The organism is Sphingopyxis selenitireducens (genome assembly GCF_051550705.1).
In the GTDB taxonomy this organism is placed as follows: Bacteria; Pseudomonadota; Alphaproteobacteria; order Sphingomonadales; family Sphingomonadaceae; genus Sphingopyxis.
The window spans coordinates 149,222-171,341 of record NZ_JBPULG010000007.1 but is presented as its reverse complement, the minus strand read 5'-3'; the positions used below and the strand labels follow the sequence as shown (position 1 = coordinate 171,341).

21 protein-coding genes are annotated in these 22,120 nt (G+C 63.8%); 10 read left to right on the top strand and 11 right to left on the bottom strand.

Features of this window, described 5'->3' with window-relative positions; translation table 11 throughout:
* The first annotated feature begins 146 nt into the window (after positions 1-146).
* Positions 147-1,262, top strand: a complete 1,116-nt coding sequence (locus ACSYDV_RS21695; protein WP_438326157.1) for an ATP phosphoribosyltransferase regulatory subunit — start codon at positions 147-149, stop codon at positions 1,260-1,262.
* Here the strand turns inward: ACSYDV_RS21695 and ACSYDV_RS21690 are convergent.
* Positions 1,259-1,636 (bottom strand): DOPA 4,5-dioxygenase family protein, encoded by a 378-nt coding sequence (locus ACSYDV_RS21690; protein ID WP_438326156.1) that lies wholly within the window; start codon positions 1,634-1,636, stop codon positions 1,259-1,261. The genes ACSYDV_RS21695 and ACSYDV_RS21690 overlap by 4 nt on opposite strands.
* A gap of 161 nt (positions 1,637-1,797) precedes the next feature.
* Here ACSYDV_RS21690 and ACSYDV_RS21685 point away from each other — a divergent pair, with 161 nt between their 5' ends.
* Positions 1,798-3,087, top strand: coding sequence for an adenylosuccinate synthase (locus tag ACSYDV_RS21685; RefSeq protein WP_438326155.1), 1,290 nt, complete (start codon positions 1,798-1,800; stop codon positions 3,085-3,087).
* Positions 3,088-3,236: 149 nt separating this feature from the next.
* Here ACSYDV_RS21685 and ACSYDV_RS21680 read toward each other — a convergent pair whose 3' ends face one another.
* Positions 3,237-4,130: a haloalkane dehalogenase gene (locus tag ACSYDV_RS21680; protein WP_438326154.1), complete on the bottom strand. Its 894-nt coding sequence runs from the start codon at positions 4,128-4,130 to the stop codon at positions 3,237-3,239.
* A gap of 88 nt (positions 4,131-4,218) precedes the next feature.
* Between ACSYDV_RS21680 and ACSYDV_RS21675 the strand changes: the two genes are divergently transcribed.
* Positions 4,219-4,722 (top strand): L,D-transpeptidase family protein, encoded by a 504-nt coding sequence (locus ACSYDV_RS21675; protein ID WP_438326153.1) that lies wholly within the window; start codon positions 4,219-4,221, stop codon positions 4,720-4,722.
* A 12-nt stretch (positions 4,723-4,734) separates the two neighbouring features.
* Positions 4,735-5,325, top strand: coding sequence for an NADPH-dependent FMN reductase (locus ACSYDV_RS21670; protein ID WP_438326152.1), 591 nt, complete (start codon positions 4,735-4,737; stop codon positions 5,323-5,325).
* Between the two features lie 110 nt (positions 5,326-5,435).
* Here the strand turns inward: ACSYDV_RS21670 and ACSYDV_RS21665 are convergent, their stop codons facing one another.
* The 3 genes from ACSYDV_RS21665 to ACSYDV_RS21655 form a co-directional block, all read right to left on the bottom strand.
* Positions 5,436-6,752 (bottom strand): spinster family MFS transporter, encoded by a 1,317-nt coding sequence (locus ACSYDV_RS21665; RefSeq protein WP_438326151.1) that lies wholly within the window; start codon positions 6,750-6,752, stop codon positions 5,436-5,438.
* A 272-nt stretch (positions 6,753-7,024) separates the two neighbouring features.
* Entirely contained in the window at positions 7,025-7,507 is a 483-nt protein-coding gene (locus ACSYDV_RS21660) for a DUF2721 domain-containing protein (protein WP_438326150.1), read from the bottom strand.
* Positions 7,507-8,727, bottom strand: a complete 1,221-nt coding sequence (locus ACSYDV_RS21655; protein WP_438326149.1) for an LL-diaminopimelate aminotransferase — start codon at positions 8,725-8,727, stop codon at positions 7,507-7,509. The genes ACSYDV_RS21660 and ACSYDV_RS21655 overlap by 1 nt, the downstream gene beginning before the upstream one ends.
* Before the next feature lie 116 nt (positions 8,728-8,843).
* On the opposite strand from ACSYDV_RS21655, the gene ACSYDV_RS21650 reads away from it, so the two are divergent.
* The 3 genes from ACSYDV_RS21650 to clpS all read left to right on the top strand — a co-directional run bounded on the left by ACSYDV_RS21650 (position 8,844) and on the right by clpS (position 12,023).
* Positions 8,844-10,634 (top strand): PHA/PHB synthase family protein, encoded by a 1,791-nt coding sequence (locus ACSYDV_RS21650; RefSeq protein ID WP_438326148.1) that lies wholly within the window; start codon positions 8,844-8,846, stop codon positions 10,632-10,634.
* Between the two features lie 121 nt (positions 10,635-10,755).
* Complete coding sequence (locus tag ACSYDV_RS21645) at positions 10,756-11,466, top strand: phasin family protein (protein ID WP_438326147.1); 711 nt, start codon at positions 10,756-10,758, stop codon at positions 11,464-11,466.
* A gap of 191 nt (positions 11,467-11,657) precedes the next feature.
* Complete coding sequence (gene clpS, locus ACSYDV_RS21640) at positions 11,658-12,023, top strand: ATP-dependent Clp protease adapter ClpS (protein WP_438326146.1); 366 nt, start codon at positions 11,658-11,660, stop codon at positions 12,021-12,023.
* A gap of 75 nt (positions 12,024-12,098) precedes the next feature.
* Here the strand turns inward: clpS and ACSYDV_RS21635 are convergent, their stop codons facing one another.
* Positions 12,099-12,593 (bottom strand): winged helix-turn-helix transcriptional regulator, encoded by a 495-nt coding sequence (locus tag ACSYDV_RS21635; protein ID WP_438326145.1) that lies wholly within the window; start codon positions 12,591-12,593, stop codon positions 12,099-12,101.
* Positions 12,594-12,774: 181 nt separating this feature from the next.
* Between ACSYDV_RS21635 and ACSYDV_RS21630 the strand changes: the two genes are divergently transcribed.
* Entirely contained in the window at positions 12,775-13,506 is a 732-nt protein-coding gene (locus tag ACSYDV_RS21630) for an SDR family oxidoreductase (RefSeq protein WP_438326144.1), read from the top strand.
* A 204-nt stretch (positions 13,507-13,710) separates the two neighbouring features.
* On the top strand, positions 13,711-14,313 hold the full coding sequence (locus ACSYDV_RS21625) for a 2-hydroxychromene-2-carboxylate isomerase (protein ID WP_438326143.1): 603 nt from the start codon (positions 13,711-13,713) through the stop codon (positions 14,311-14,313).
* Between the two features lie 384 nt (positions 14,314-14,697).
* Here ACSYDV_RS21625 and ACSYDV_RS21620 read toward each other — a convergent pair whose 3' ends face one another.
* Together ACSYDV_RS21620 and ACSYDV_RS21615 are read right to left on the bottom strand one after the other, a co-directional pair.
* Positions 14,698-15,882, bottom strand: a complete 1,185-nt coding sequence (locus ACSYDV_RS21620; RefSeq protein ID WP_438326142.1) for a DUF3011 domain-containing protein — start codon at positions 15,880-15,882, stop codon at positions 14,698-14,700.
* 144 nt (positions 15,883-16,026) lie between these two features.
* Complete coding sequence (locus ACSYDV_RS21615) at positions 16,027-16,971, bottom strand: DMT family transporter (protein ID WP_438326141.1); 945 nt, start codon at positions 16,969-16,971, stop codon at positions 16,027-16,029.
* Between the two features lie 127 nt (positions 16,972-17,098).
* On the opposite strand from ACSYDV_RS21615, the gene murA reads away from it, so the two are divergent.
* Positions 17,099-18,382, top strand: a complete 1,284-nt coding sequence (gene murA, locus ACSYDV_RS21610) for a UDP-N-acetylglucosamine 1-carboxyvinyltransferase (RefSeq protein WP_438326140.1) — start codon at positions 17,099-17,101, stop codon at positions 18,380-18,382.
* Positions 18,383-18,595: 213 nt separating this feature from the next.
* On the opposite strand, the gene ACSYDV_RS21605 is transcribed toward murA, so the two are convergent.
* From ACSYDV_RS21605 to ACSYDV_RS21595, 3 genes are all read right to left on the bottom strand, one after another.
* Positions 18,596-19,567, bottom strand: coding sequence for a DMT family transporter (locus ACSYDV_RS21605; RefSeq protein ID WP_438326139.1), 972 nt, complete (start codon positions 19,565-19,567; stop codon positions 18,596-18,598).
* Positions 19,564-20,574, bottom strand: a complete 1,011-nt coding sequence (locus tag ACSYDV_RS21600; RefSeq protein ID WP_438326138.1) for a threonine aldolase family protein — start codon at positions 20,572-20,574, stop codon at positions 19,564-19,566. The genes ACSYDV_RS21605 and ACSYDV_RS21600 overlap by 4 nt, the downstream gene beginning before the upstream one ends.
* Positions 20,575-20,708: 134 nt before the next feature.
* Entirely contained in the window at positions 20,709-21,926 is a 1,218-nt protein-coding gene (locus ACSYDV_RS21595) for an argininosuccinate synthase (RefSeq protein ID WP_088474447.1), read from the bottom strand.
* Between the last annotated feature and the right edge of the window lie 194 nt (positions 21,927-22,120).

Genomic DNA, 22,120 nt, shown 5'->3' with positions numbered 1-22,120 from the left:
GGGAGGGGCAGCGAGACTTGCGGACTTGTCCGCTAGTCGCAGCGGGGTGGGCCGTGCAACGGTGCTGACCCACCCCCAACCCCTCCCGCAAGCGGGAGGGGGAGTTACTGTTGAATCCGCCTTCCCACCCGCCTAAGGCCGCACCCATGACCAAGGCCCCTGCCCTGCTACCCGAAGGTCTGCGCGACCGCCTCCCCCAACAGGCCGAGGCCGCGTCGCGCGTGACCCGTGCGCTCGTCGATGCGATGCGCGCGCATGGCTATGGCCGCGTGTCGCCGCCACTCGCCGAGTTTCGCGAAACGCTGGGCGGCAATGACGAACGCGCCTCGCGCGACCTCCTCCGCTTCACCGACCCGGTATCACAGCGCACCTTGGCGCTCCGCCCCGACATCACCCGGCAGGTCGGCCGCATCGCCACGTCGCTGCTCGCAGGGGCGCCGCGTCCGCTGCGCCTTTGCTACGCCGGGCAAGTCGTCAAACTGCGCGCCAGCCAGCTCCGCCCCGCGCGCGAAATGCTGCAGGTCGGCGCCGAACTGATCGGCAGCGACAGCGTCGCCGCCGCACGCGAGATCGTCAGCGTCGCGATCGACGCGCTCGAGGCTGCGGGCATCGGCCCTGTCACGCTCGACTTCACCTTGCCCGACGTCGTCGATCTGCTCGCGAACGGCCCGCTGCCGGTCGCGGCGAATATCGACCAGCTGCGCGATGAACTGGACGCCAAGGACGCCGGCGCGCTCGCGCGGCTCGGCGCCCATGCCTATCTGCCGCTGCTCCGCGCTACGGGCCCGTTCGATCAGGCGATCGCCGATCTGCGCGCCTTCGATACGACGGGGGCCCTCACCAGCCGCATCGACGCGCTCGAAGCCATCGCCGCGCCGGTGCGCGGCCGCGTCACACTGACGCTCGACCCCACCGAACGCCACGGCTTCGCCTATCAAAGCTGGTTCGGTTTCCAGATTTTCGTTCCCGGACAGGGCGACGCGATCGGCCGCGGTGGCGGCTATGCGATTCCCGTCGGCGAAGAACATGAAGAAGCCGCCGTCGGCTTCTCGCTCTATCCCGATCCGCTGATCGACGAAGGCCTCGGCGCCGAGGATGACGCCGACCGCCGCATCTTCCTGCCGCTCGGCCATGACACCGCACTCGCTGCAAGCCTGCGCGCCGACGGGTGGCAGACGGTCGCGGCGCTGTCGGACGGCGACGATGCCCGCGCGCTCGGCTGCGGCTTCACCCTCAGCGCCGACGGGCCGGTCGAAGTTTAAAAATCGGCCTTCCCAAAGCGCGGCACGCCCTGATTCACCCCCGGTGGATCGAGCACCGTCAGATCCAGCTCAACCGGCGCGCCGATCCAGCGCGCCAGCGTCGTATGATCAGCCAGATCATCGTCGGTGAGCGGATGGACGAGCGCGCGCAGCCCCGTCGCCTCTATCGCCGCAATCACCACACCGACGCTGCGCCCCAAAAAATGCACTTCATATTGCGCAACCGGATGCGGCCCGACGCCGGCATCGGTCATCGCCCCGACAAAGAGAATCGCCTCATCCTCCCCGAACGCGTCACGCAGCGCCGCCGCGGCCGGCCGCTCGTCCGGCTCATAATAGATATGCGCATGATAGGGCGCGTCCGATTCGATCATTTCAACCATCCTTCGGCGTTCAGGATATGCCGCCACCCATAGCCGCGCAGCGCAGAAATGTCGCCCGTCCGTGCCACTGCGCTTGCCTCTTCGGCCAAATCCGCTAAGGCCGCGCCGGGCCGCGCTTGTTGCTTTTGGGCCCCGCACAGCAGGACATTGTCATGGCAAATGTTACCGTCATCGGGTCGCAATGGGGCGACGAGGGCAAGGGCAAGATCGTCGACTGGCTCGCCAGCCGCGCCGACGCCGTGGTCCGTTTCCAGGGCGGCCACAACGCCGGCCATACGCTGGTGGTCGGCAATCAGACCTACAAACTCTCGCTGCTCCCCTCGGGCATCGTCACCGGCACGCTGTCGATCATCGGCAACGGCGTCGTCCTCGACCCCTGGGCGCTGCGCGACGAGATCACCAAGCTGCGCGGTCAAGGCGTTGCCATCAACCCCGAGAATTTCGCGATCGCCGACAATTGCGCGCTGATCCTGCCGTTCCACCGCGACCTCGACGCGCTGCGCGAAACCGCTGCGGGCGCCGGCAAGATCGGCACCACCGGCCGCGGCATCGGCCCTGCCTATGAGGACAAGGTCGGCCGCCGTGCGATTCGCGTCTGCGACCTCGCTCACCTCGACAAGCTCGATCCGCAGATCGACCGCTTGACCGCACATCATGACGCGCTGCGCGCGGGCTTCGGCGAGCCGCCGATCGACCGCGACCGGCTGAAAGCCGATCTCGCCGAAATTGCCGACTATGTGCTCGAATATGCCCAGCCGGTGTGGAAGCGCCTTAAGAAGGTCCGCAAGGCCGGCGCGCGTATCCTGTTCGAAGGCGCTCAGGGCGTGCTGCTCGACGTCGATCACGGCACCTACCCCTTCGTCACCAGCTCCAACACCGTCAGCGGCACCGCTGCAGCCGGTTCAGGCCTCGGCCCCAGCGCCGTCGGCTTCGTGCTCGGCATCGCCAAGGCCTATACGACCCGCGTCGGCAGCGGTCCCTTCCCGACCGAACTCGAGGACGAGATCGGCCAGCGGCTGGGCGAACGCGGCCATGAATTCGGCACCGTCACCGGTCGCAAGCGTCGCTGCGGCTGGTTCGACGCGGTGCTGGTGCGCCAGAGCTGCGCCGTATCGGGTGTCACCGGCATCGCGTTGACGAAGCTCGACGTGCTCGACGGCTTCGACACCATCCGCATCTGCACCGGCTATCGCCTCCGGGGGAAGATTCTCGACTATTTCCCCGCCCATGCCGCCGATCAGGCCGAAGTTGAGCCGATTTACGAGGAAATGGACGGCTGGCACGAAACGACCGCCGGTGCGCGCAGCTATGCCGACTTGCCGGCACAGGCGATCAAATATGTCCAGCGCGTGCAGGAACTGATCGAAACCCCGATCGCGCTCGTATCGACCAGCCCCGAACGCGAAGACACGATCCTGATCCGCGACCCGTTCAGCGATTGAACCCTCTTATCCTCCCTGTGGCGAAGCCATGGGGAGGTGGCAGCGCGAAGCGCTGACGGAGGGGCTTTGGCGCTGAAGTCGCAGCCCCTCCACCACGCCCTCCGGTCGCGGTCCTCCTCCCCATCGCTGCGCGACAGGGAGGATTGATACTATTTCGGCCGTCCCGCCACCGCCACATCGCGGATCGCCGCGACAAATCCCGCCGGGTCATCCTCCTGAATGAAATGCCCGCCTTTCAGCGTGCGATGTGCGACGCCGCGCGTTCCCGGGACCCGCGCGGTGAACAAGGCATCGCCGCCGCGCGTGATCGGATCGCCGTCGGAAAAGCAACACAGGAACGGCTTGTCGAAACCTTCCAGCGCCGCCCACGCCCGCTTTTGATCGGGCACCGCAACATTGTCACCCAGCGGCACAAAACCCGGATAGACCCGCGCCGCAACCTTCGACACCCGCGTCGGAAAGGGCGCGTCATAAGCGGCGATTTCCGCCGCGCTCAATTCACGCTTGGTCCCCGCCTTGACGATCTTGCCGATCGGAAACACCGGGCTGTAGCGTGAGAAAGCACGCCAGATCGCAAAGGCACGCGGTGCCGCCTGCCCCTCGGGCAGCCCGCCGTTAGACAAGGCTACGCCCGCGAAGCGATCGGGCATTTCGGCGACGAGCCGCAGGCCGATCAACGACCCCCAATCCTGACAGGCAAGGATAATATCCCGAAGGTCGAGCGCCTCGATCCATTGCCGCATCCACGCCACCTGCGCCGCATAGCTGTGTAGGCCGCGATCGAGCGGCTTGTCCGACCGGCCGAAACCGATCAGATCGGGCGCAACGACGCGAAACCCCGCATCGACGGCGGGGCCGATCATATGGCGATAAAGATAGGCCCAGGTCGGCTCGCCATGCAGCATCAGCACCGGCTGCGCGTCGGCCGCACCCTCGTCAACATAATGGACGCGCAGCCCGCCTGCGATCTCGCAATAGTTGGGCGTGAACGGCCAGTCGGGCAACGCGGCAAAGCGCGCATCGGGCGTGCGGTATATTTTCATGATATGTATCTCCCCCACCGCCACTTTAGGCCCTGCCGCACGGCTGGCAACCGCTTGCGACCCCGGCGCAAGGGCTTAGGATATCCCGATGCGAAGCTTCACCGTTCCGATCTTGCTGCTGCTCGCCGCGTGCGGCCCGGCGCAGTCCGAAACGCCAGCCCCTCCGGCAGACACGAAAGCCGACCGGCTGCTCGTCGACAAGAGCGAGCGTATCCTCATCGCCTATGCCGGCGACCGCGAGATCAAACGCTATACCAATATCCGCTTCGGCGACGTGCCAACCGGACACAAAAGGTTCGAAGACGACGAACGCACGCCCGAGGGTCGCTACACGATCAACGGCCGCAACCCCAACAGCGCCTATCACCTGTCGCTTCGCATATCCTATCCCGATGCCGCCGACCGCGCCTATGCAAAGGCGCGCGGCCGATCGCCCGGCGGCGACATCTTCATCCATGGCCAGCCCAACGCATGGCCCGGCCCCGCGATCGCGCAGGACTGGACCGACGGCTGTATCGCCCTGTCAAATGACGAGATAGAGCAGCTGTGGGACCTCGTTCCCGACGGCACCCCAATCACCATCCGTCCCTGACCCGGAGTTTTCATGTCCCGCAACATTCTCGTCTTCTACGGCAGCTATCGCAGCGACCGGCAAGGCATCAAACTCGCGCGCTGGATCGTCGACGCCCTTGCCGCCCGCGGCGATAGCGCCGAATTGATCGACGCCAAGGCGATCGATCTGCCGATGCTCGACCGGCGTTTCAGCGACTATGCGGCGGGCGAAGCGCCGTCCGCGATGGCTGAACTCGCCGCAAAAATTGCCACTGCCGATGGCTATGTCTTTGTCGCGGGCGAATATAATGGCGGGCTGCAACCCGGGCTCAAGAATCTCGTCGATCATTATCTTGGCGAATATGCGTGGTGCCCGGCGGCCATCGCATCCTATTCCGCAGGTCCTTTCGCCGGCGTCCGCTCGGCGACCGCATGGCGCACCACGCTCGGCGCGATGGGCATGGTCGTCACCTCGACCCCGCTCGGCCTCGCGCGCATCGGCGGTGCGTTCGATGCCGATGGCCAGCCGACAGGCGAGGATGGCGGGCGGCTGGCAAAAGCCTTCCCGCGCTTCGCCGATGACCTCGTCTGGTGGATCGACGCGGCGAAAGCCCATCGGGCGAAGGCCGGAGCGCCCTTCTGAATTTCGTCATTGCGAGGAGCCGAAGGCGACGCGGCAATCTCCACCCATCGACCAGACATATGGTCGATGGCTGGAGATTGCTTCGCTCCGCTCGAAATGACGAAAAGCGCCTAGCCCGACTTCAGCTCCGCCTTCAGCCGAAGGCTCGCGCGCCAGAAGAAAAACGCCGGGATCAGGCCAAGCCATGCTGCGCCATAAAGCACCCAGCGCACGCTTTCCTGCCCGGCGACCGGCGCCAGCGCGTCGGATAATACGCCGAACAGAAAGGGGCCAAGCCCCAGTCCGATCAGATTCTGTCCGAACAGCATCACCGATGCCGCGACCGCGCGCGCCTGCGGCCGCACCAGCCCCTGCACACAGCCATAGGCGGGACCATAATAGGCCGCATTGAGCGCCGTCGGCACGATCAGCAACGCCACCGCGATCCGCCAATCCTCCACCAGATAACCGAGGAACAGGATCGGAGCCGCGAGTGCCATGCCAAAGGCCGGAAAGGTCAATATATGCTTCTTGTCACGCGCGCCGAACTTGTCCGCGAACTTGCCGCCGAGCCAGGTGCCGAGTATTCCCGCGAGCCCCAGCGCCACCGCCATCGACAGCCCCGCCTCGGTCGTCGACAGGCCATGGCTGCGGATGAAAAAGCTGATCGTCCACAAACTCTTGCCATAGCCGAGGAAGGCGACGACCGAGGCGGCGATCAGAATATAGATATAGGCGCGCGAGGCGAAAATCTCGCGCAGCGCATCACGCGTCGACAGGGGCACAACCGCCGCTGCGGCGGCCACAGCCTCCGCCGAACGACTGTGCCGCGGCTCGCGCATGATGAACAGCACGATCACCGCGAGCAGCAATCCCGGCGCACCGACGAGCATCAGCGCAACGCGCCAGCCATAAATATCGTTGACGACCCCGCCGATGATCAGTCCAAGGAGCGACCCGACCGGAAGGCCAAGGCCATAGAAAGCGATCGCGGACGATCGTTTTTCGGGGGGCACGCTGTCGCTGATCAAAGAATGGGCGGCGGGGGTGCATCCCGCCTCGCCGATCCCGACGCCGATGCGGGCGAACAGCAGCTGGACGAAATTCTGCGCCAGTCCGCAGACCGCCGTCATCGCCGACCAGATGGTCAGCGAAAGCGCGATCAACCGGACGCGATTGGTCCCGTCCTTGTCGGCGTAGCGCGCGATCGGAATGCCCAGCAGCGCATAAAAGACCGCAAAGGCCGGCCCCGCGAGCAACCCGAGTTCGGTATCGGTCAGGCCAAGATCGGTCTTGATCGGCTCGGCAAGGATATTGACGATCTGCCGGTCGAGGAAATTGAAGATATAAACGATCAGCAATATCCACAGCATCGATCGTGCCTGTGTGGAAACGCCGTCGGCGGGCTGTGACCCGATGCCTTGGGGGAAGGCCATTTTCTGGTTCATTACACTCTCCAATACGGAGGGTGCAGGCGGGTCCCTGCCCTGTCAACGCCGTTCGGACGGGTTGAAAAGGGGGTGTTCGCAATTGCCGCTACGGCAGCTTGACCACGCGGCGGCATAAAAAAGTCGGGCCGAAAAAAATGCCCGGCTGCCGACGAACCCGCTCGCCCTGAGCTTATCGAGGGGCTGTTCTGTCTTTCAACCCAATAAGAAAGAAAGCACGCTTCTTCGACAAGCTCAGCACGAACAGCCGGCTCGGTGATGGCGCGGAGCCGCTAACGCCCGCCCAGTCGCTGCTTCCAGCTCGACTGCTCGCGTTCGAGCAACTCCATCGGTACCTGAATGGCCCGAATGGCCAGCCGCACTTCGATCAGGAACAATATCAGCGAGACAAGCAAAAGGAGCATGGCAACCGCAAAGGCCCATGACGCCGCAACCGCCAGATTGATCCCGGTAAAGGCCTGCGTGAACAGCAAGGCGACGAGCAGGCACACGACGATCCCGCACGCCACCGCCGAAAGGATCGAATTGTTGATGATCCCCATGCGCCGGTCGGCGATGCGCAATTCCGCGACGATCCGCTCATGCTCCGGGCCCTCGGTTTCGGGCCAGCGCGTCATCAGCGAACGCGACCGATCGACCACGCGCGCGAGACGGCCCGCAATGACATTCAAAAGGCTGCCGGTCGCCACCAGCAAGAACACTGGCGTGACCGACAACTGGATCGTCTGGGCAATCGCGCTCGCGTCCGGAAGCATTAGCCCCCGCTGCCCGCCGCGACCGACGGGGTGTTGACGCCATGCGCCTGAAGGAATTTGCGAATATTGCGCGCGGCCTGACGGATGCGCTGCTCATTTTCGACCATCGCGATGCGGACATAGCCTTCGCCATCCTCGCCATAGCCGACGCCGGGCGCCACCGCGACCTTGGCCTCGGTCAGCAATTGCTTGGAAAATTCCAGGCTGCCCATGTCCTTGAGCGCGGGCGGCAGCGGCGCCCAGGCGAACATCGACGCCTTGGGGCTCGGGATGTCCCAGCCTGCTCGGGCGAAGCTCTCGACCATCACGTCGCGGCGCTTCTGATAGAGGTCGCGGTTCTTCTGCACGATATCCTGCGGGCCGTTGAGCGCCGCGCAGGCCGCCGCCTGAATCGGCGTGAACGCGCCATAGTCGAGATAGGATTTCACCCGCGTCATAGCAGCGATCAAACGCTTGTTGCCGACTGCAAAGCCCATGCGCCAGCCCGCCATCGAATAGGTTTTCGACATCGAGGTGAATTCGATCGCGACATCCTTCGCGCCCGGGACCTGCAGGATCGAGGGGGTCGGATTGCCGTCGTAATAAAGCTCCGAATAGGCAAGGTCGCTCAGGACCCAGACCTTATTCTCCTTCGCCCAGGCAACCAGACGCTCGTAAAAAGCAAGGTCGACGGACTCGGCCGTCGGGTTCGACGGATAGTTGACGACCAGGATCGACGGGCGCGGCACGGTAAAGGCCATCGCGCGGTCGAGCGCACGCCAGTAATTTTCGTCAGGTGTCGTCGGCACGCTGCGGATCGTCGCGCCCGCGATAATGAAACCGAAGGTATGGATCGGATAGCTGGGGTTCGGCGCCAGCACGACGTCGCCCGGGCCTGTGATCGCGGTCGCGAGGCTGGCAAGCCCTTCCTTCGACCCCATCGTCACGACAACTTCGGTTTCGGGGTCGAGTTCGACGTTGAAACGGCGCGCGTAATAATTGGCCTGGGCCTTGCGAAGTCCCGGAATCCCCTTGGACTGCGAGTAGCCGTGCGCGTCGGGCTTCATCGCCACTTCGCACAATTTTTCAATCACATGCGGCGGCGGCGGCAAGTCGGGGTTGCCCATTCCCAGGTCGATGATGTCTTCGCCCGAGGCGCGGGCGGCCGCACGCATCGCATTAACTTCGGCGATGACATAGGGCGGCAGGCGCTTGATGCGATAGAATTCATCTTCAGACATGGGAAACTAGAACAACTCCTTTACGTTATATTCCGGAAGTGGCGCGAACGGCTGCTCGCCAGCCGCGCCGCGGCTTGTTATAGGCATAATATCGGCACTGACCAGCGGGAACGAACATGAGCGACGCAGGCCCCAAGAACGGCGACAGCAGCGACACCACCGACCTCCCTTTTTCCTTCATGCCCTCCCCCGAAGATATGCAGCAATGGACCAGCGTCATGGGCCGCGCGCAGCAGATGATGCTCGAATATGCGCAGACTCAGGCCGAAGGTGCCAAAGGCGCCGCAGCGCTGTTCGACCCGGCCCAATGGCTGGACAATCCGGCGAGCCAGCTCTGGGCCGAACAGACGTCAAAAATGTGGGAACAGGGCGTGGCCTTCTGGACTTCGCTCGCGACGCTGAACCCCGCCATCGCGCCCGCCACGCCGGCCGAGGCACCAAAGGACCGCCGCTTCGCCGATCCGGACTGGACGCAGAACCCCGCCTTCGCGCTGATCCGCCAGACCTATGGCCTGCTCTCCGACCAGCTCCTCGCGACGACGCGCCAGCTTCCGGGACTGGATGACGCCGCGCGCGCGAAGCTGGAATTTGCCGCGAAGAATATGGCTGACGCCCTGTCGCCCACCAACCTCGCGCTCACCAACCCTGAAGTCCTGAAGCGCGCGGTCGAAACGCGCGGCGAAAGCCTGCTCAAGGGCCTGAAGCATATGCTCGCCGACCTTGCGCGCGGACAGCTCAGCCATGTCGATCCCGACGCGTTCGAGGTCGGGGTCAATATCGCGACGACCCCCGGCAAGGTGATCCACGAGACCGAGCTATACCAGCTGATCCACTATGCACCGACGACCCCGGACGTGCTGGCGGTCCCGCTCATCATCTTCCCGCCGTGGATCAACCGCTTCTATATCCTCGACCTCAACCCCGCGAAGAGCTTTGTCGCCTGGGCGGTCGAACAGGGCCTGAGCGTATTCATGGTGTCGTGGAAATCGGCCGACGAGACGATGAAGCATATCGTCTGGGACGATTATATCGCGGCGCAGGTCGATGCGATCGACACGGTGCGCGATGCGCTCGGCGTCCCCGCGGTCCACGCCATCGGCTATTGCGTCGCCGGAACGACCCTCGCCGCGACGCTCGCGATGCTGGCGGCGAAGGGCGAAGCCGATCGGGTGAAGTCGGTGACCTTTTTCACCGCGCAGGTCGATTTCGAACATGCCGGCGACCTCAAGATGTTCGTCGACGACGGCTATCTGGCCCTGCTCGAACAGCTTTCGGCCCCCGGCTATCTCGACGGCCGCTATATGGCCGCAACCTTCAACAGCCTGCGCGGGCGCGACCTGATCTGGAATTATGTCGTGAGCAATTATCTGCTCGGCAACGACTATCCGCCCTTCGACCTGCTCTACTGGAATGGCGACACGACGAACCTGCCCGCAAAGTGGCACCGCCAATATCTGGTCGATCTCTATCGCGACAACCGGATGGTCATCCCGAACAGCCTGTCCGCGTGCGGGACGCCCATCGACCTTCGCAGGATCGAGACCCCCGCCTTCATTCAGGCTGGGCGCGAGGATCATATCGCGCCGCTCGCCAGCGTGTGGCGGCTGATGGATCATCTCGCGGGGCCCAAAACCTTCCTGCTCGCAGGATCGGGACATATCGCGGGGGTGGTCAATCCGCCCGCAGCGGGCAAATATCAATATTGGACCGGCGACAGCAATGCGGCGTCGCTCGAGGAATTTGTTGCGGGCGCGAGCGAGACCAAGGGCAGCTGGTGGCCGCACTGGATCGAGTGGATTCGCGCTCAAGATAGTGCGAAAGTTCCGGCCAAGGGCGCACGCATCCCCGGAAAAGGCGCCAAAAAGGCAATCGAAGACGCCCCCGGGCGCTATGTCAAACAGCGGTAATATCAGGCGAATATCCTGCCCCGGATGACGGCGACAAGAATTTTGTGCGCTGCACAATAAATCTCTTGAAATCGCCGCATCGCTCCTATATTGTGCACTGCAACATAAAGGAGTTGTCCCGATGGCTACCAAGATGGATAGTGCTGAAAAGGCTTTCGAAGCCGCAACGCTGGAAACCCCCGCCGCCCCCGTGGCGACTCCCGCTGCTCCGGTCGTTGCGACGCCGGCCGCCGCTCCGGCACCCGTGAAAGCCGCAACCGCCAAGGCAGCAGCCAAGCCGGTCGCGAAAAAGGCTGCAGCCCCCAAGGCCGCGGCAAAGAAGGTTGCCCCCAAGAAGGCCGCCGCAAAGACCATTGCCCCCAAGACGCTGAAGGCCGCACCGAAGCCGGTCGCCGCCGCCACCAAAGGATTCAAGACCATGAACGACACCGTCAAGAAGTTCGCCGACGAAGCGAAGACCCGCGCCGAAGCCCTGACCGCCGACTTCAACGAGAAGGCAAAGGAAGCTGTCGAATTCAACAAGGCGAACGTCGAAGCCTTCGTCGAAGCTGGCAAGATCGCTGCCAAGAACCTCGAAGTTCTGGGCCAGGAAGGCGTGACCTTCGCTCGCAAGAGCTTTGAAGACACCACCGCCGCGCTGAAGGGCTATACCGCCGTCAAGTCGCCGGTCGATTTCTTCAAGCTCTATGCCGAGAACAGCAAGAAGGCTTTCGACGCCGCCGTCGCGCAGAGCTCGAAGACCAGCGAACTGGTCGTGAAGATGGCGAACGACAGCTTCGCCCCGATCTCGAACCGCGTTTCGGTCATCACTTCGAAGATGAAGGCAGCCTAAGGGCCTTTATTTTCTGAAAGTTGGCGCGGGCCACTCTCCCCTCCCTCCCCGCCCGCGCTGACGCTCACAAGACCGCTCGCTTCCACCGGAAGCGGGCGGTTCTTGTTTTTGGGCACCCGATGGCAACGAAAAGCGGGTGAATGTGACACCCCGCCCCTTGCGCTTCGCCCGATGCTTGCGATATCCTCGTGATGATGCTTCCTGCTTCCAACTCGCACCCCGTCCACGCCATGGCGGACAAGGACGATGGCGCGCCCGGTTCGCCCGGCGTCGGCATCGCTACCCGCACCCGCGCGAAGGCGAAAAAGCCCTCGATGTACAAGGTGCTGCTGCTCAACGACGATTATACTCCGATGGAGTTCGTCGTGATGGTACTGCAACGCTTCTTCAACATGGACATCGAACAGGCGACGCAGGTGATGCTCCACGTCCACCAACAGGGCGTCGGCGTGTGCGGCGTGTTCAGTTACGAAGTCGCCGAGACCAAGGTCAATCAGGTGATGGACGCCGCACGACAGAACCAGCACCCGCTGCAATGCACGCTGGAAAAGGCGTAAGCCGCCTCCCCACATCCGTCATTGCGAGCGGAGCGAGGCAATCTCCAGCCCGCAACCTCACGCTATTCCGATGAATCAGGCGCCCAGCCTCGCCGTCTGCTCAGCCTTCAGCACCGGCGACGGTTCACCCTTCAGATCGCCATAGCCAAGTTCGGCTCCGCACCCCGGACAGATTTTCGCGGTCCCGACATCGGCGCCGCACGCCCGGTGCACATAGCGGATCGCGTGCCCCTCACCGGTCTCGCCCGGCGCATAGGCCCAGCGCTCGGCCCAGTTGCGCATCGCGTACAGCACCTCGAACAAGCCCTTGCCCTTGTCGGTCAGCCAATATTCGTGCCGCAGCGGCCGCTCCTGATAGGCACGGCGCTCGGCGACGCCCTCATCGACAAGCAATTTGAGCCGCGCCGATACGAGTTGCGGCCCCAGTCCGGTATTCTGCGCCATCGCCTCGAACCGGCGCCGCCCGAAGAAAAGCTCGCGCAGGATCAGCAGCACCGCGCGGTCGCCGAGCAATTCGGCGGACCGGCCGACGGGGCAGAAAGTATCCGACAGATCGGCGCGTTTGGGCATTGGTTTTCCATGTCTCCGCTTGCCGTTCCCCGGCGAAAGCCGGGATCCAGATGGTATTACCGCCCTTGCCGCTATGCACCCCGGCTTTCGCCGGAGCACAGCATAAAATAGCGCGACGCTCAAAAATCTCTTGTTACTATGATTATCATAGTTACTATCGATCACAAGAGGAGATTCGCTCATGTCCCATCCCGCAGCCGTCATCATCGGCGCCGGCGACGCCACCGGCGGCGCCATCGCCCGCGCCTTTGCCGCCGAGGGCCTCACCGCCTGCGTCAACCGCCGCCCCCGCAATGCCGATGCGCTGGAGGCGCTGGCGGGGTCGATCCGCGACGACGGCTATCAGGCCCGCGCCTTCCCCGGCGATGCACGCAGCGAGGACGAGATGATCGCGCTGTTCGACACCGTGGAGGCGGAGGTCGGTCCGGTCGAGGTCGCGGTGTTCAACATCGGCGCCAATGTGAATTTCCCGATCGCCGAAACCACGGTGCGCGTTTACACCAAGGTCTGGGAAATGGCCTGCCTCGGCGGTTTCCTGATGGGGCGCGAAGCGGCAAAGCGCATGGGCCCACGCGGGCGCGGCACGATCATCTTCACCGGCGCGACCGCATCCTTGCGCGGCGGGGCGGGCTTCTCGGCTTTTTCGGGCGCCAAAGCGGCGCTGCGTATGCTCGCCCAGTCGATGGCGCGCGAACTGGGGCCGCAGGGCATCCATGTTGCGCACAGCGTCATCGACGGCGCGATCGACACCGATTTCATCAAAGGCCGCCACCCCGATTTCGACAATGCCAAGGCGCAGCAACTGATCCTCAATCCCGACGCCATCGCCGCCAATTATGTCATGCTGCACAAACAGCCGAAAAGCGCATGGACCCACGAACTCGACCTTCGCCCCTGGGGTGAGAAGTGGTGAGCCCCCATCTTCCCTCCCCCTTGATGGGGGAGGGTTGCGCAGACTTGCCAGCTTGCTGGCTAGTCATAGCTGGGTGAGGGTGAGCGGCCTGACACCGACCGCGCGAGCCAGAGGCTCGCATATCCCCTCACCCAACTCCGCCTAATCGACTGCGGCGACAAGGCCCCATCTCCTTCTCCCAACGGAGAAGAAAGGATCCGGAACATGACCAAGACCCTTGAACTCATTTTCGATTTCGGCAGCCCCAACGCCTATCTGACGCTGAAAGTCCTGCCCGAACTGCTCGACCGCACCGGCGCCGACCTTGTCATCACCCCCTGCCTGCTCGGCGGCATCTTCAAGGCGACGGGCAACAGAGCGCCGATGATCCAATATGCCGATGCGCCTGCGAAACTCGCCTATGAAAATCTGGAGATGCGGCGCTTCATCGAGCGGCACGGCCTGACCCGATTCCGTATGAATCCGCATTTCCCGATCAACACACTGACCATCATGCGCGGTGCGATTGTCGCCGACGACGAAGGCAATCTCGACGATTATATCGACGTCGTGAACCGCGCGATGTGGGAGGATGGCCTGAAGATGGACGACCCCGATGTGATCGCCACCTTCCTGTCGGCGAACGGCTTCGACGGGCCCGCTCTCCTCGCCCGGACACAGGAACCTGCGATCAAGGCCGGGCTCGTCGCCAACACCGAAGCCGCGGTCGCACGCGGGGTATTCGGCATCCCGACCTTCTTCGTCGGCGAAGAAATCTTCTTCGGGAAGGACCGGCTGGCGCAGGTCGAAGAAGCGCTGGGGCGCTGATCACGAACGACCCGTCATTGCGAGCACAGCGAAGCAATCTCCAGCCTTGGACCTGACCTGAGGCCGGCAACCGGAGATTGCTTCGACGCTACGCTCCTCGCAATGACGCGACCCTGATCCTAGGGTCAGGACCCATTGATTCCACGTTCGAGGCGTCGAAATGGCGAAGATATCGGGCTCGGGCGGATGCAGCGGGTAGCATCGCTACCCGCAAGACCGCACGGGTCCGAGATCGAAGCCATTTCGACGTCCCTTCGGATTTGATCGATTTTGCCCATGGCGTTGTCGGCAAGTCTTGAAATATCGACATATTCCTTCGCCTTGCCTCCTAGCCCTGAGCAAAATCGCCTCAAACCTCGATCGCGGAATCAATGGGTCCTGACCCTAGCTGAAGTCCAGCTGGATGATCTGGCTCGGGGTCGCGCGGCAGTACATTTCCAGCGTGCGATTTCCATCGGGATAGGTCGCGGTCATCGCGGCGCGGATACGCCAGCCGCCATTGCCCTGTTCCAGATTGACGAGGCGATCATAGGACAGCCGCGTCCCGCCGGTTACCCCGATCTGGCGCGCCGCATCGTTCAGGCAATTTTGCACCGACGTCCGCGCCGCACTCGGCAGGCTGCTCAGATTGGCCGAAAGCGTCGCCGGCGGACCGGCCGGATAGGTCGGCGTCGTCACCGTTTCTTCGACATCGGTGGCAGGTTCGTTCGCCGTTTCCGGCTTTTTCTTCTTGCTCGCGAGCAACGCCAACAGCCCGCCCGCAACGACGATGCCGCCGATGATCAGGCCGGTACTCGGCCCCTTGTCCTTGTCTTTATCGGGCCGGCTGTTGCCATAGCCATAGCCGAATTCGGCGCGGCATCCGCTGTTCACCCAGACATAGCTGGACGTGTAGCCCCATTGCCGCCCGTTGTTGCACGTCCCGCCCAACCGGCGCACCAGTTCGACACGGTTTTCGGTGCGGACATTGCATTGCTCATAGCGATTGTTGCGCGATTCGCAGCGAATGGTCCCCGCATAATCGCCGACCGGCTGCGGCAGCGGGGTCGGATAACCGCCGCCATTGTCATATCCATAGCCATAGGCGAATTGCGCGCGGCACCCGCCCGATACCCAGATCTGGTTCGCGGTAAAGCCCCAGTCGCGGCCCTTCGAGCATCGTCCGCCGATGACGCGCTGCAACTCGACGCGATTCTCGGTGCGGACATTACAGCGCTGGATCTTGTTGTTCCGCGATTCGCAGCGGATCGTTCCCGCAAACTCATTCCCCGGCCGCGGCGGCTGAATGGCGGGTCCACCCGTTCCCGGCGGGGTCGGCCGGACCGGCCAGGTCGGCCGAGTCGGGCGGGTTGGCTCCACAGGCCGCGGCGGCTGAATGGCCGGACCGCCCGTGCCGGGGGGCGTTGGCCGGGTAGGCCAGGTCGGCTGCGTTTCAGGCTGGCCGGGCGCCGGTAGTATCTCCGGTCCACCCGAAGGGGGCGTGGGCCGCGTCTGCGCAGCGACCGGAACGGCCAGCTGAGAGGCAATCAACGATGCTGTGGTGATGATCGTGACGACAGGATTCCGCATGGCTTGTCCTTCCCCTGTTGCAAATATGATGTCCGCTACGCACGCCCTTGCTTCAATCGGAGATCGGCGGGAATAGTCCCACAATATGGCGCGCGACGCCATGCGGAAAGTCGCCGCCCATTCGCGGCGATTTAACCATCCCCGTCAGGTCTGTCGCGCTTCGCCCGTCGCGGTCGGCGCCTGCACATTTCGCCCGGCGACAAGGATACCCGCAACGACCAGCGCCAGCCCGGCAACGTGGAACAGGTGCAGTCGTTCGCCGAGAAAAAGCATCGCGAGTCCGGCCCCCATCAAGGGCATGATATTGAGATATTGGCCGGTCGCTGCCGATCCGATCAACTCGACCCCGCGGTTGAAGAAAAGATAGGCGAGGAAGGATGGAAAGATCGACACATAAGCGATCGCCAGCGCGCTTTCCCACCCCGGAACGATCGCACGGCCGCGCCATAGCTCGGCGGCATAGACGGGCGAAATCACCATGATCCCGACCATGATCGACGCAGCGAGAAAGCTCAGCGGATGCACCTGCGGACGCCGGCGCAGGAACACCGAATAAATCGCCCACAAGACCACCGCGACCCCGATAATCGCGTCGCCAGCATTGAGTTCCAGCCCCACAAGCGCACCGACATCGCCGCGCGAGATGATGGTCAGCACCCCGACGAGCGAGACCAGCACCCCCGCGATCTGCCGCGCACTCGTCCGATCGCTCATCACCAGTGCGCCGACCATCAGGATCAGCGCCGGCTGCGCCGACTGCAGCATCATCGAATTGAGCGCCGTCGTCGTCTGGAGCCCGGTATAGAGCATCGTGTTGAATGCGCCGATCCCCAGCGTTCCCAGCAATAGCATGATCGGCCAGTTCGCGCGCAGCGCGCGCCAGTCGCGCTTCAGATGCGGCCAAGCGAGCGGAAGGAGCAAGGCCAGCGCGATCACCCAGCGCCAGAAGGACAGCGCGGCGGGCGGCACCAGATCGCGCGCGGCGCGCCCGACGATCGAATTGCCCGCCCAGAACAGCGCCGTCATCGTCAGCAACAGATAGGCACGCGACCAGAGCGCCGCGATCGGCTTGTCACCCTTTATCATCATCCCCGAATCCGTTCGCCCGGCTCAACCTCTTCATTCGCCCCATCTTTCCAGACTAAATGCGGTGGTGGCAACAGGCATGGCAACGCGACCCGCTTGCGTGTCGGCTGGCGTGCGCTAAAGACAGCCGATGGATCAAATCGTCATTCGCGGCGGCCAGCGACTCAAGGGCCGTATCCCCATCTCCGGCGCCAAGAACGCCGCGCTCACCCTGCTGCCGTGCGCGCTGCTCACCGATGAGCCGCTGACGCTGCGCAACCTGCCGCGTCTCGCCGACGTCGACGGCTTTGGGCATCTGCTCAACCAGCTCGGTTGTTCGACGACGATCGAAGGGTCGCGGCCCGAGGATTTCGGCCGCGTGATGACGGCGCGCACCACCACCCTGACCTCGACCGTCGCGCCCTATGATATCGTCCGCAAGATGCGCGCGTCGATCCTCGTCCTTGGCCCCCTGCTCGCGCGCGCGGGCGAAGCGACCGTCTCGCTTCCCGGCGGCTGCGCGATCGGCAACCGCCCGATCGACCTTCATCTGAAAGCGCTCGAAGCCTTGGGCGCCGAAATCGAGCTCGCTTCGGGCTATGTGAAAGCAACCGCTCCCGGCGGACGCCTTGCGGGCGGCAAGTTCACCTTCCCCGTCGTCTCGGTCGGCGCGACCGAAAATGCGGTGATGGCCGCCGTGCTTGCAAAGGGCAGCAGCGTCCTCGAAAATGCGGCGCGCGAGCCGGAGATTGTTGACCTCTGCAACTGCCTCGTCGCGATGGGCGCACAGATCGACGGGATCGGCACCGAAACGCTGACGATCGAGGGCGTCGACCGCCTCCACGGCGCGACCTATCGCGTCATGGCCGACCGCATCGAGGCGGGCAGCTATGCCTGCGCCGCCGTCATCACCCAGGGCGATGTCGAACTCGTCGGCGCCAAGGCGAGCGAAATGGAAGCCACCCTCGCCGCGCTCCGCGAAGCCGGCGCGACGGTCGAGGAAACGAAGGCCGGAATCCGCATAGCCATGTCCTCCCGCGCCGAGCCTGTCACCCTGTCGACAGCGCCCTATCCGGGCTTCGCGACCGACATGCAGGCCCAGTTCATGGCGATGGCGACGCTCGGCAAGGGCGCCAGCCTGTTCACCGAAACCATCTTTGAAAACCGCTATATGCACGTGCCGGAGCTTGCGCGCATGGGCTGCGACATCGACGTGCGCGGCCGCAGTGCAGTGGTACGCGGAGTCGACAGCCTCGTCGGTGCGCCGGTGATGGCAACGGACCTGCGCGCTTCGATGAGCCTGATCATCGCCGGCCTCGCCGCGGAGGGTCAAACCGAGGTAAATCGTGTTTATCACCTGGATCGTGGCTATGAGCGTCTCGAAGAAAAGTTACAGGCGGTTGGGGCCGACATCGAGCGGAACAGCGCGGGTTAGTGGCCGCATACCGTAAATATTACGTCTGGGGCCTCGCTGGCGGCGAGGAGGTCGGGCCGACCGTCACACCATCGCTGGAAGCGGCGGCCCGAACAGCGAATAAGATGATCGACCAAGGCCTGACATCCGTCCGGGTGACTGACCCGGAAGGAACCCCCGTCTCCGCCGACAAGCTCGACCTCCTCTGGAAAAGCTACGCCGAGCGTTCGCTTATCAAGCGTCGTCGGATGGACGGTCGGTGACCGGAACCGATACCATATTGCCGCTGACCGAGGGCCGTTCGGGCCGTTTCGCGACCGCAATCACCAGTCCGATCAGTGCGACTACGCCGCCAGCGATCGACAGCGGCGCCCAGTGATAATCCTCGAAAACCGTCGAAAAGCCCATCGCGATGATCGGGATCAGCACGCTCGACCACGCCGCCTGTCCCGGCCCGACCGCGCGGATGATATTGAAATAGAGAGGAAAGGTCACCGCGCTGGCGATGACGCCCAGATAAAGAACCCCGCCGAGATAAGCGGCGGTCGGCTCGATCACCGGGGGGCCGGTGGTAATCCAGGCGAAAGCCCCGTCGATCAACGCCCCGAAGAGCATGGCCCAGGCGAGCATCACCGTCATCGACTGCGCGCGCGCAATCTTGCTGCCCTGCATGACATTTGCGATCGAAGCGCTGGTGACGCCCGCGAGCGTGAAGGCCGTTCCCGTCAGCACCGCCGCAGCGCCAAGCGCCGCAGCGCGATATTCGTGAAGGATCATCAGCCCGACGCCGACGATCGCGATTCCCGCCCCGACAAGAAAGCGCCGTTCGAGCGGCGTTTTGAGAAAGATGCGGCCCATCAGCGTGTTGGGAACGATGAGCAGCGCGAAGAGCACCGCGACCAGTCCCGACGTGATATGCTGTTCGGCGCGGTAGACGAAGTTGAAGTTGAACGCGAATTGAGCGATCCCCAGCACCGCGGCAAAGGCCAGCGCGCGGGGACTTAGCCCCAGACGCTCGCGCCGGATCGCCGCAAAGGCAAACATCGCGATCGCGGCAACCGCAAAGCGATAGGTCACCGACCAGCTTGGCGGCACGATGCCCAACTGCCCTGTGATGACGATCCAGGTCGAACCCCAGATCAGCGTTACCAAGGCAAAGGGAATGAGAACGCGCGGGTTGAGCAGCGTCAGCGGTTGCGCGCTCACAGTGCCGAAATCGCCGCCGCCAACGGTGCGACCGCCGCGGCATCCTGATCCCAGCTGACGACCAGTCGCGCTGCGCCATCGCCCCAGTCGTAAAAATCGAACCCGGCTGCGCGCAGCTTTGCCGCTTCCTCCGGCGTCAGGCGAATGAAAAGCTCATTCGCCTCGACCGGATACATCAGCCGCGAATGGCAGGCGGCAGCGAGTGCCGCCGCGCCCGCATTGGCGGCGCGCGCATTGGTCAGCCATAAATCGTCCGCCAGCATCGCGCGGATCTGCGCCGCGACGAACCGCCCCTTGCTGAGCAAATGGCCGCCGCGTTTCTTGAGTTCGCGCACGCCGGCGCCGCCGCTGCCGCCGAAAAAGACGATCGCCTCGGCCATCATCGCGCCATTTTTGGTAAAGCCGAATGACAGTGCATCGACCCCCGCACGCCAGGTGACGTCGGCGGGCGCACAGCCCAGATGGGCGACGGCATTGGCAAAGCGCGCGCCGTCCATGTGCAGCTTCATTCCGCTCGACCGGGCGATCTCGCTGATCGCACCGACTTCTTGCGGGCGCCATGCAAGACCATATTCGGTGGCGTTGGTGATGCTGATCGCCGCAGGCTGAACCTGATGGACGTCCCGGCGGATTCCGGCGATGCGGGCGCGCAGAGCCCCGGCATCGATTTTCGCACCGCTGCCGGGCAGCGTCATCAGCTTGGCACCGCCCGAATAAAAGGAGGGCGCGCCGCATTCGTCCACCTCGATATGCGCTTCCTCGTAACAGAGGATGCCCTGCCAAGGCCGCACGAAATGGGCGAGGATGATGCTGTTCGCCGCAGTGCCGGTCGCGATCCAGACGACTTCGCAACTGGTTTCGAACAGATCGGAAAAGGCCGCATCGAGCGACTGGCTGATCGCGTCGCCATCATAGGCCGTATCGACCCGGTTGGCGGCGACCAGCGCATCCATCACGCCGGGGTGTACGGTAGCGGCATTGTCGGAGAAAAAGCGGGTCGCGGTCACGTCATGAGCCTTAGCGCAGGTTGCCCCGCCTTGCTAATCCGTATTTCAATCGAAACCGGCCGGAACAGCGATCTGTCCCGGCCGGCCGATTCCGATATCTTTCGCCGCGGCCATGCCGCCGCGAGTCCCCGCGATCAGCGGTCGCGCTTTGCGAGCAGCTTCAGGCGGAGCGCGTTGAGCTTGATGAAGCCCGCCGCATCCTTCTGGTCATAGGCGCCTGCGTCATCCTCGAAGGTCACATGGCGTTCGCTGTAGAGGCTGTTCGGCGACTTGCGCCCGACGACCGAGGCATTGCCCTTGTAGAGTTTGAGCCGGACGGTGCCGTCGACCTTTTCCTGGCTGTGATCGATCGCCGCCTGCAGCATCTCGCGCTCGGGGCTGAACCAGAAACCATTATAGATGAGCTCGGCATATTTCGGCATCAGCTCGTCCTTGAGGTGCGCGGCACCGCGGTCGAGGGTGATGCTTTCGATGCCGCGATGAGCGCGCGCATAGATTTCGCCGCCGGGCGTTTCATACATGCCGCGCGACTTCATGCCGACATAGCGGTTTTCGACCAGATCGAGACGGCCGATGCCATGCTTGCGGCCAAGGTCATTGAGCGCAGCAAGCAGCGTCGCGGGCGACATCGCTTCTCCATTCAGCGCGATGCCGTCGCCCTTCGCAAAATCGATCGTGATATATTCGGGGGTGTCGGGTGCATCCTCGGGATTCACCGTGCGCGAATAGACATAATCGGGGGTTTCTTCCCACGGATCCTCGAGCACCTTGCCTTCGGACGAGGTGTGGAGAAGGTTCGCGTCGGTCGAGAACGGGCTTTCGCCGCGCTTGTCCTTGGGGACCGGAATCTGATGCTTTTCGGCAAATTCGATCAGCGCGGTGCGGCTGGCGAGATCCCATTCGCGCCACGGTGCGATCACCTTGATATCGGGGTTCAGCGCATAGGCGCTGAGTTCGAAGCGCACCTGATCATTGCCCTTGCCCGTCGCGCCATGCGCGACTGCATCGGCGCCGGTTTCGGCGGCAATCTCGACCAGCCGCTTCGAGATGAGCGGGCGCGCGATGCTGGTGCCGAGCAGATAATCGCCCTCATAACGAGCATTGGCGCGCATCATCGGGAAGATGAAATCGCGGACGAATTCCTCGCGCAGATCGTCGATATAGATATGCTCGGGCTTGATCCCCATCAGCTCGGCCTTGGCGCGCGCGGGCTCCAGCTCCTCGCCCTGCCCGAGGTCGGCGGTGAAGGTCACGACTTCGCAGCCATAGGTGACCTGCAGCCATTTCACGATAACGCTGGTGTCGAGCCCTCCGGAATAGGCAAGGACGACGCGTTTGAAAGACTCGGACATGATGGCACCTTTTGGCGAGGAAAGACGCGGGCGCGGCTAGCAGGACGCCGCCCGGGGCGCAACATGCTGACGCGATTCGGAGCGCCGGTTCGGCCGGTGAGGCCGCGAAATTTTATTCCAAAGTATAGGAAGTACACACCACGTCCCCCCTCATTTGCCCTTCCACGCCATGCAAGCCCATAGGCGGTGTGACG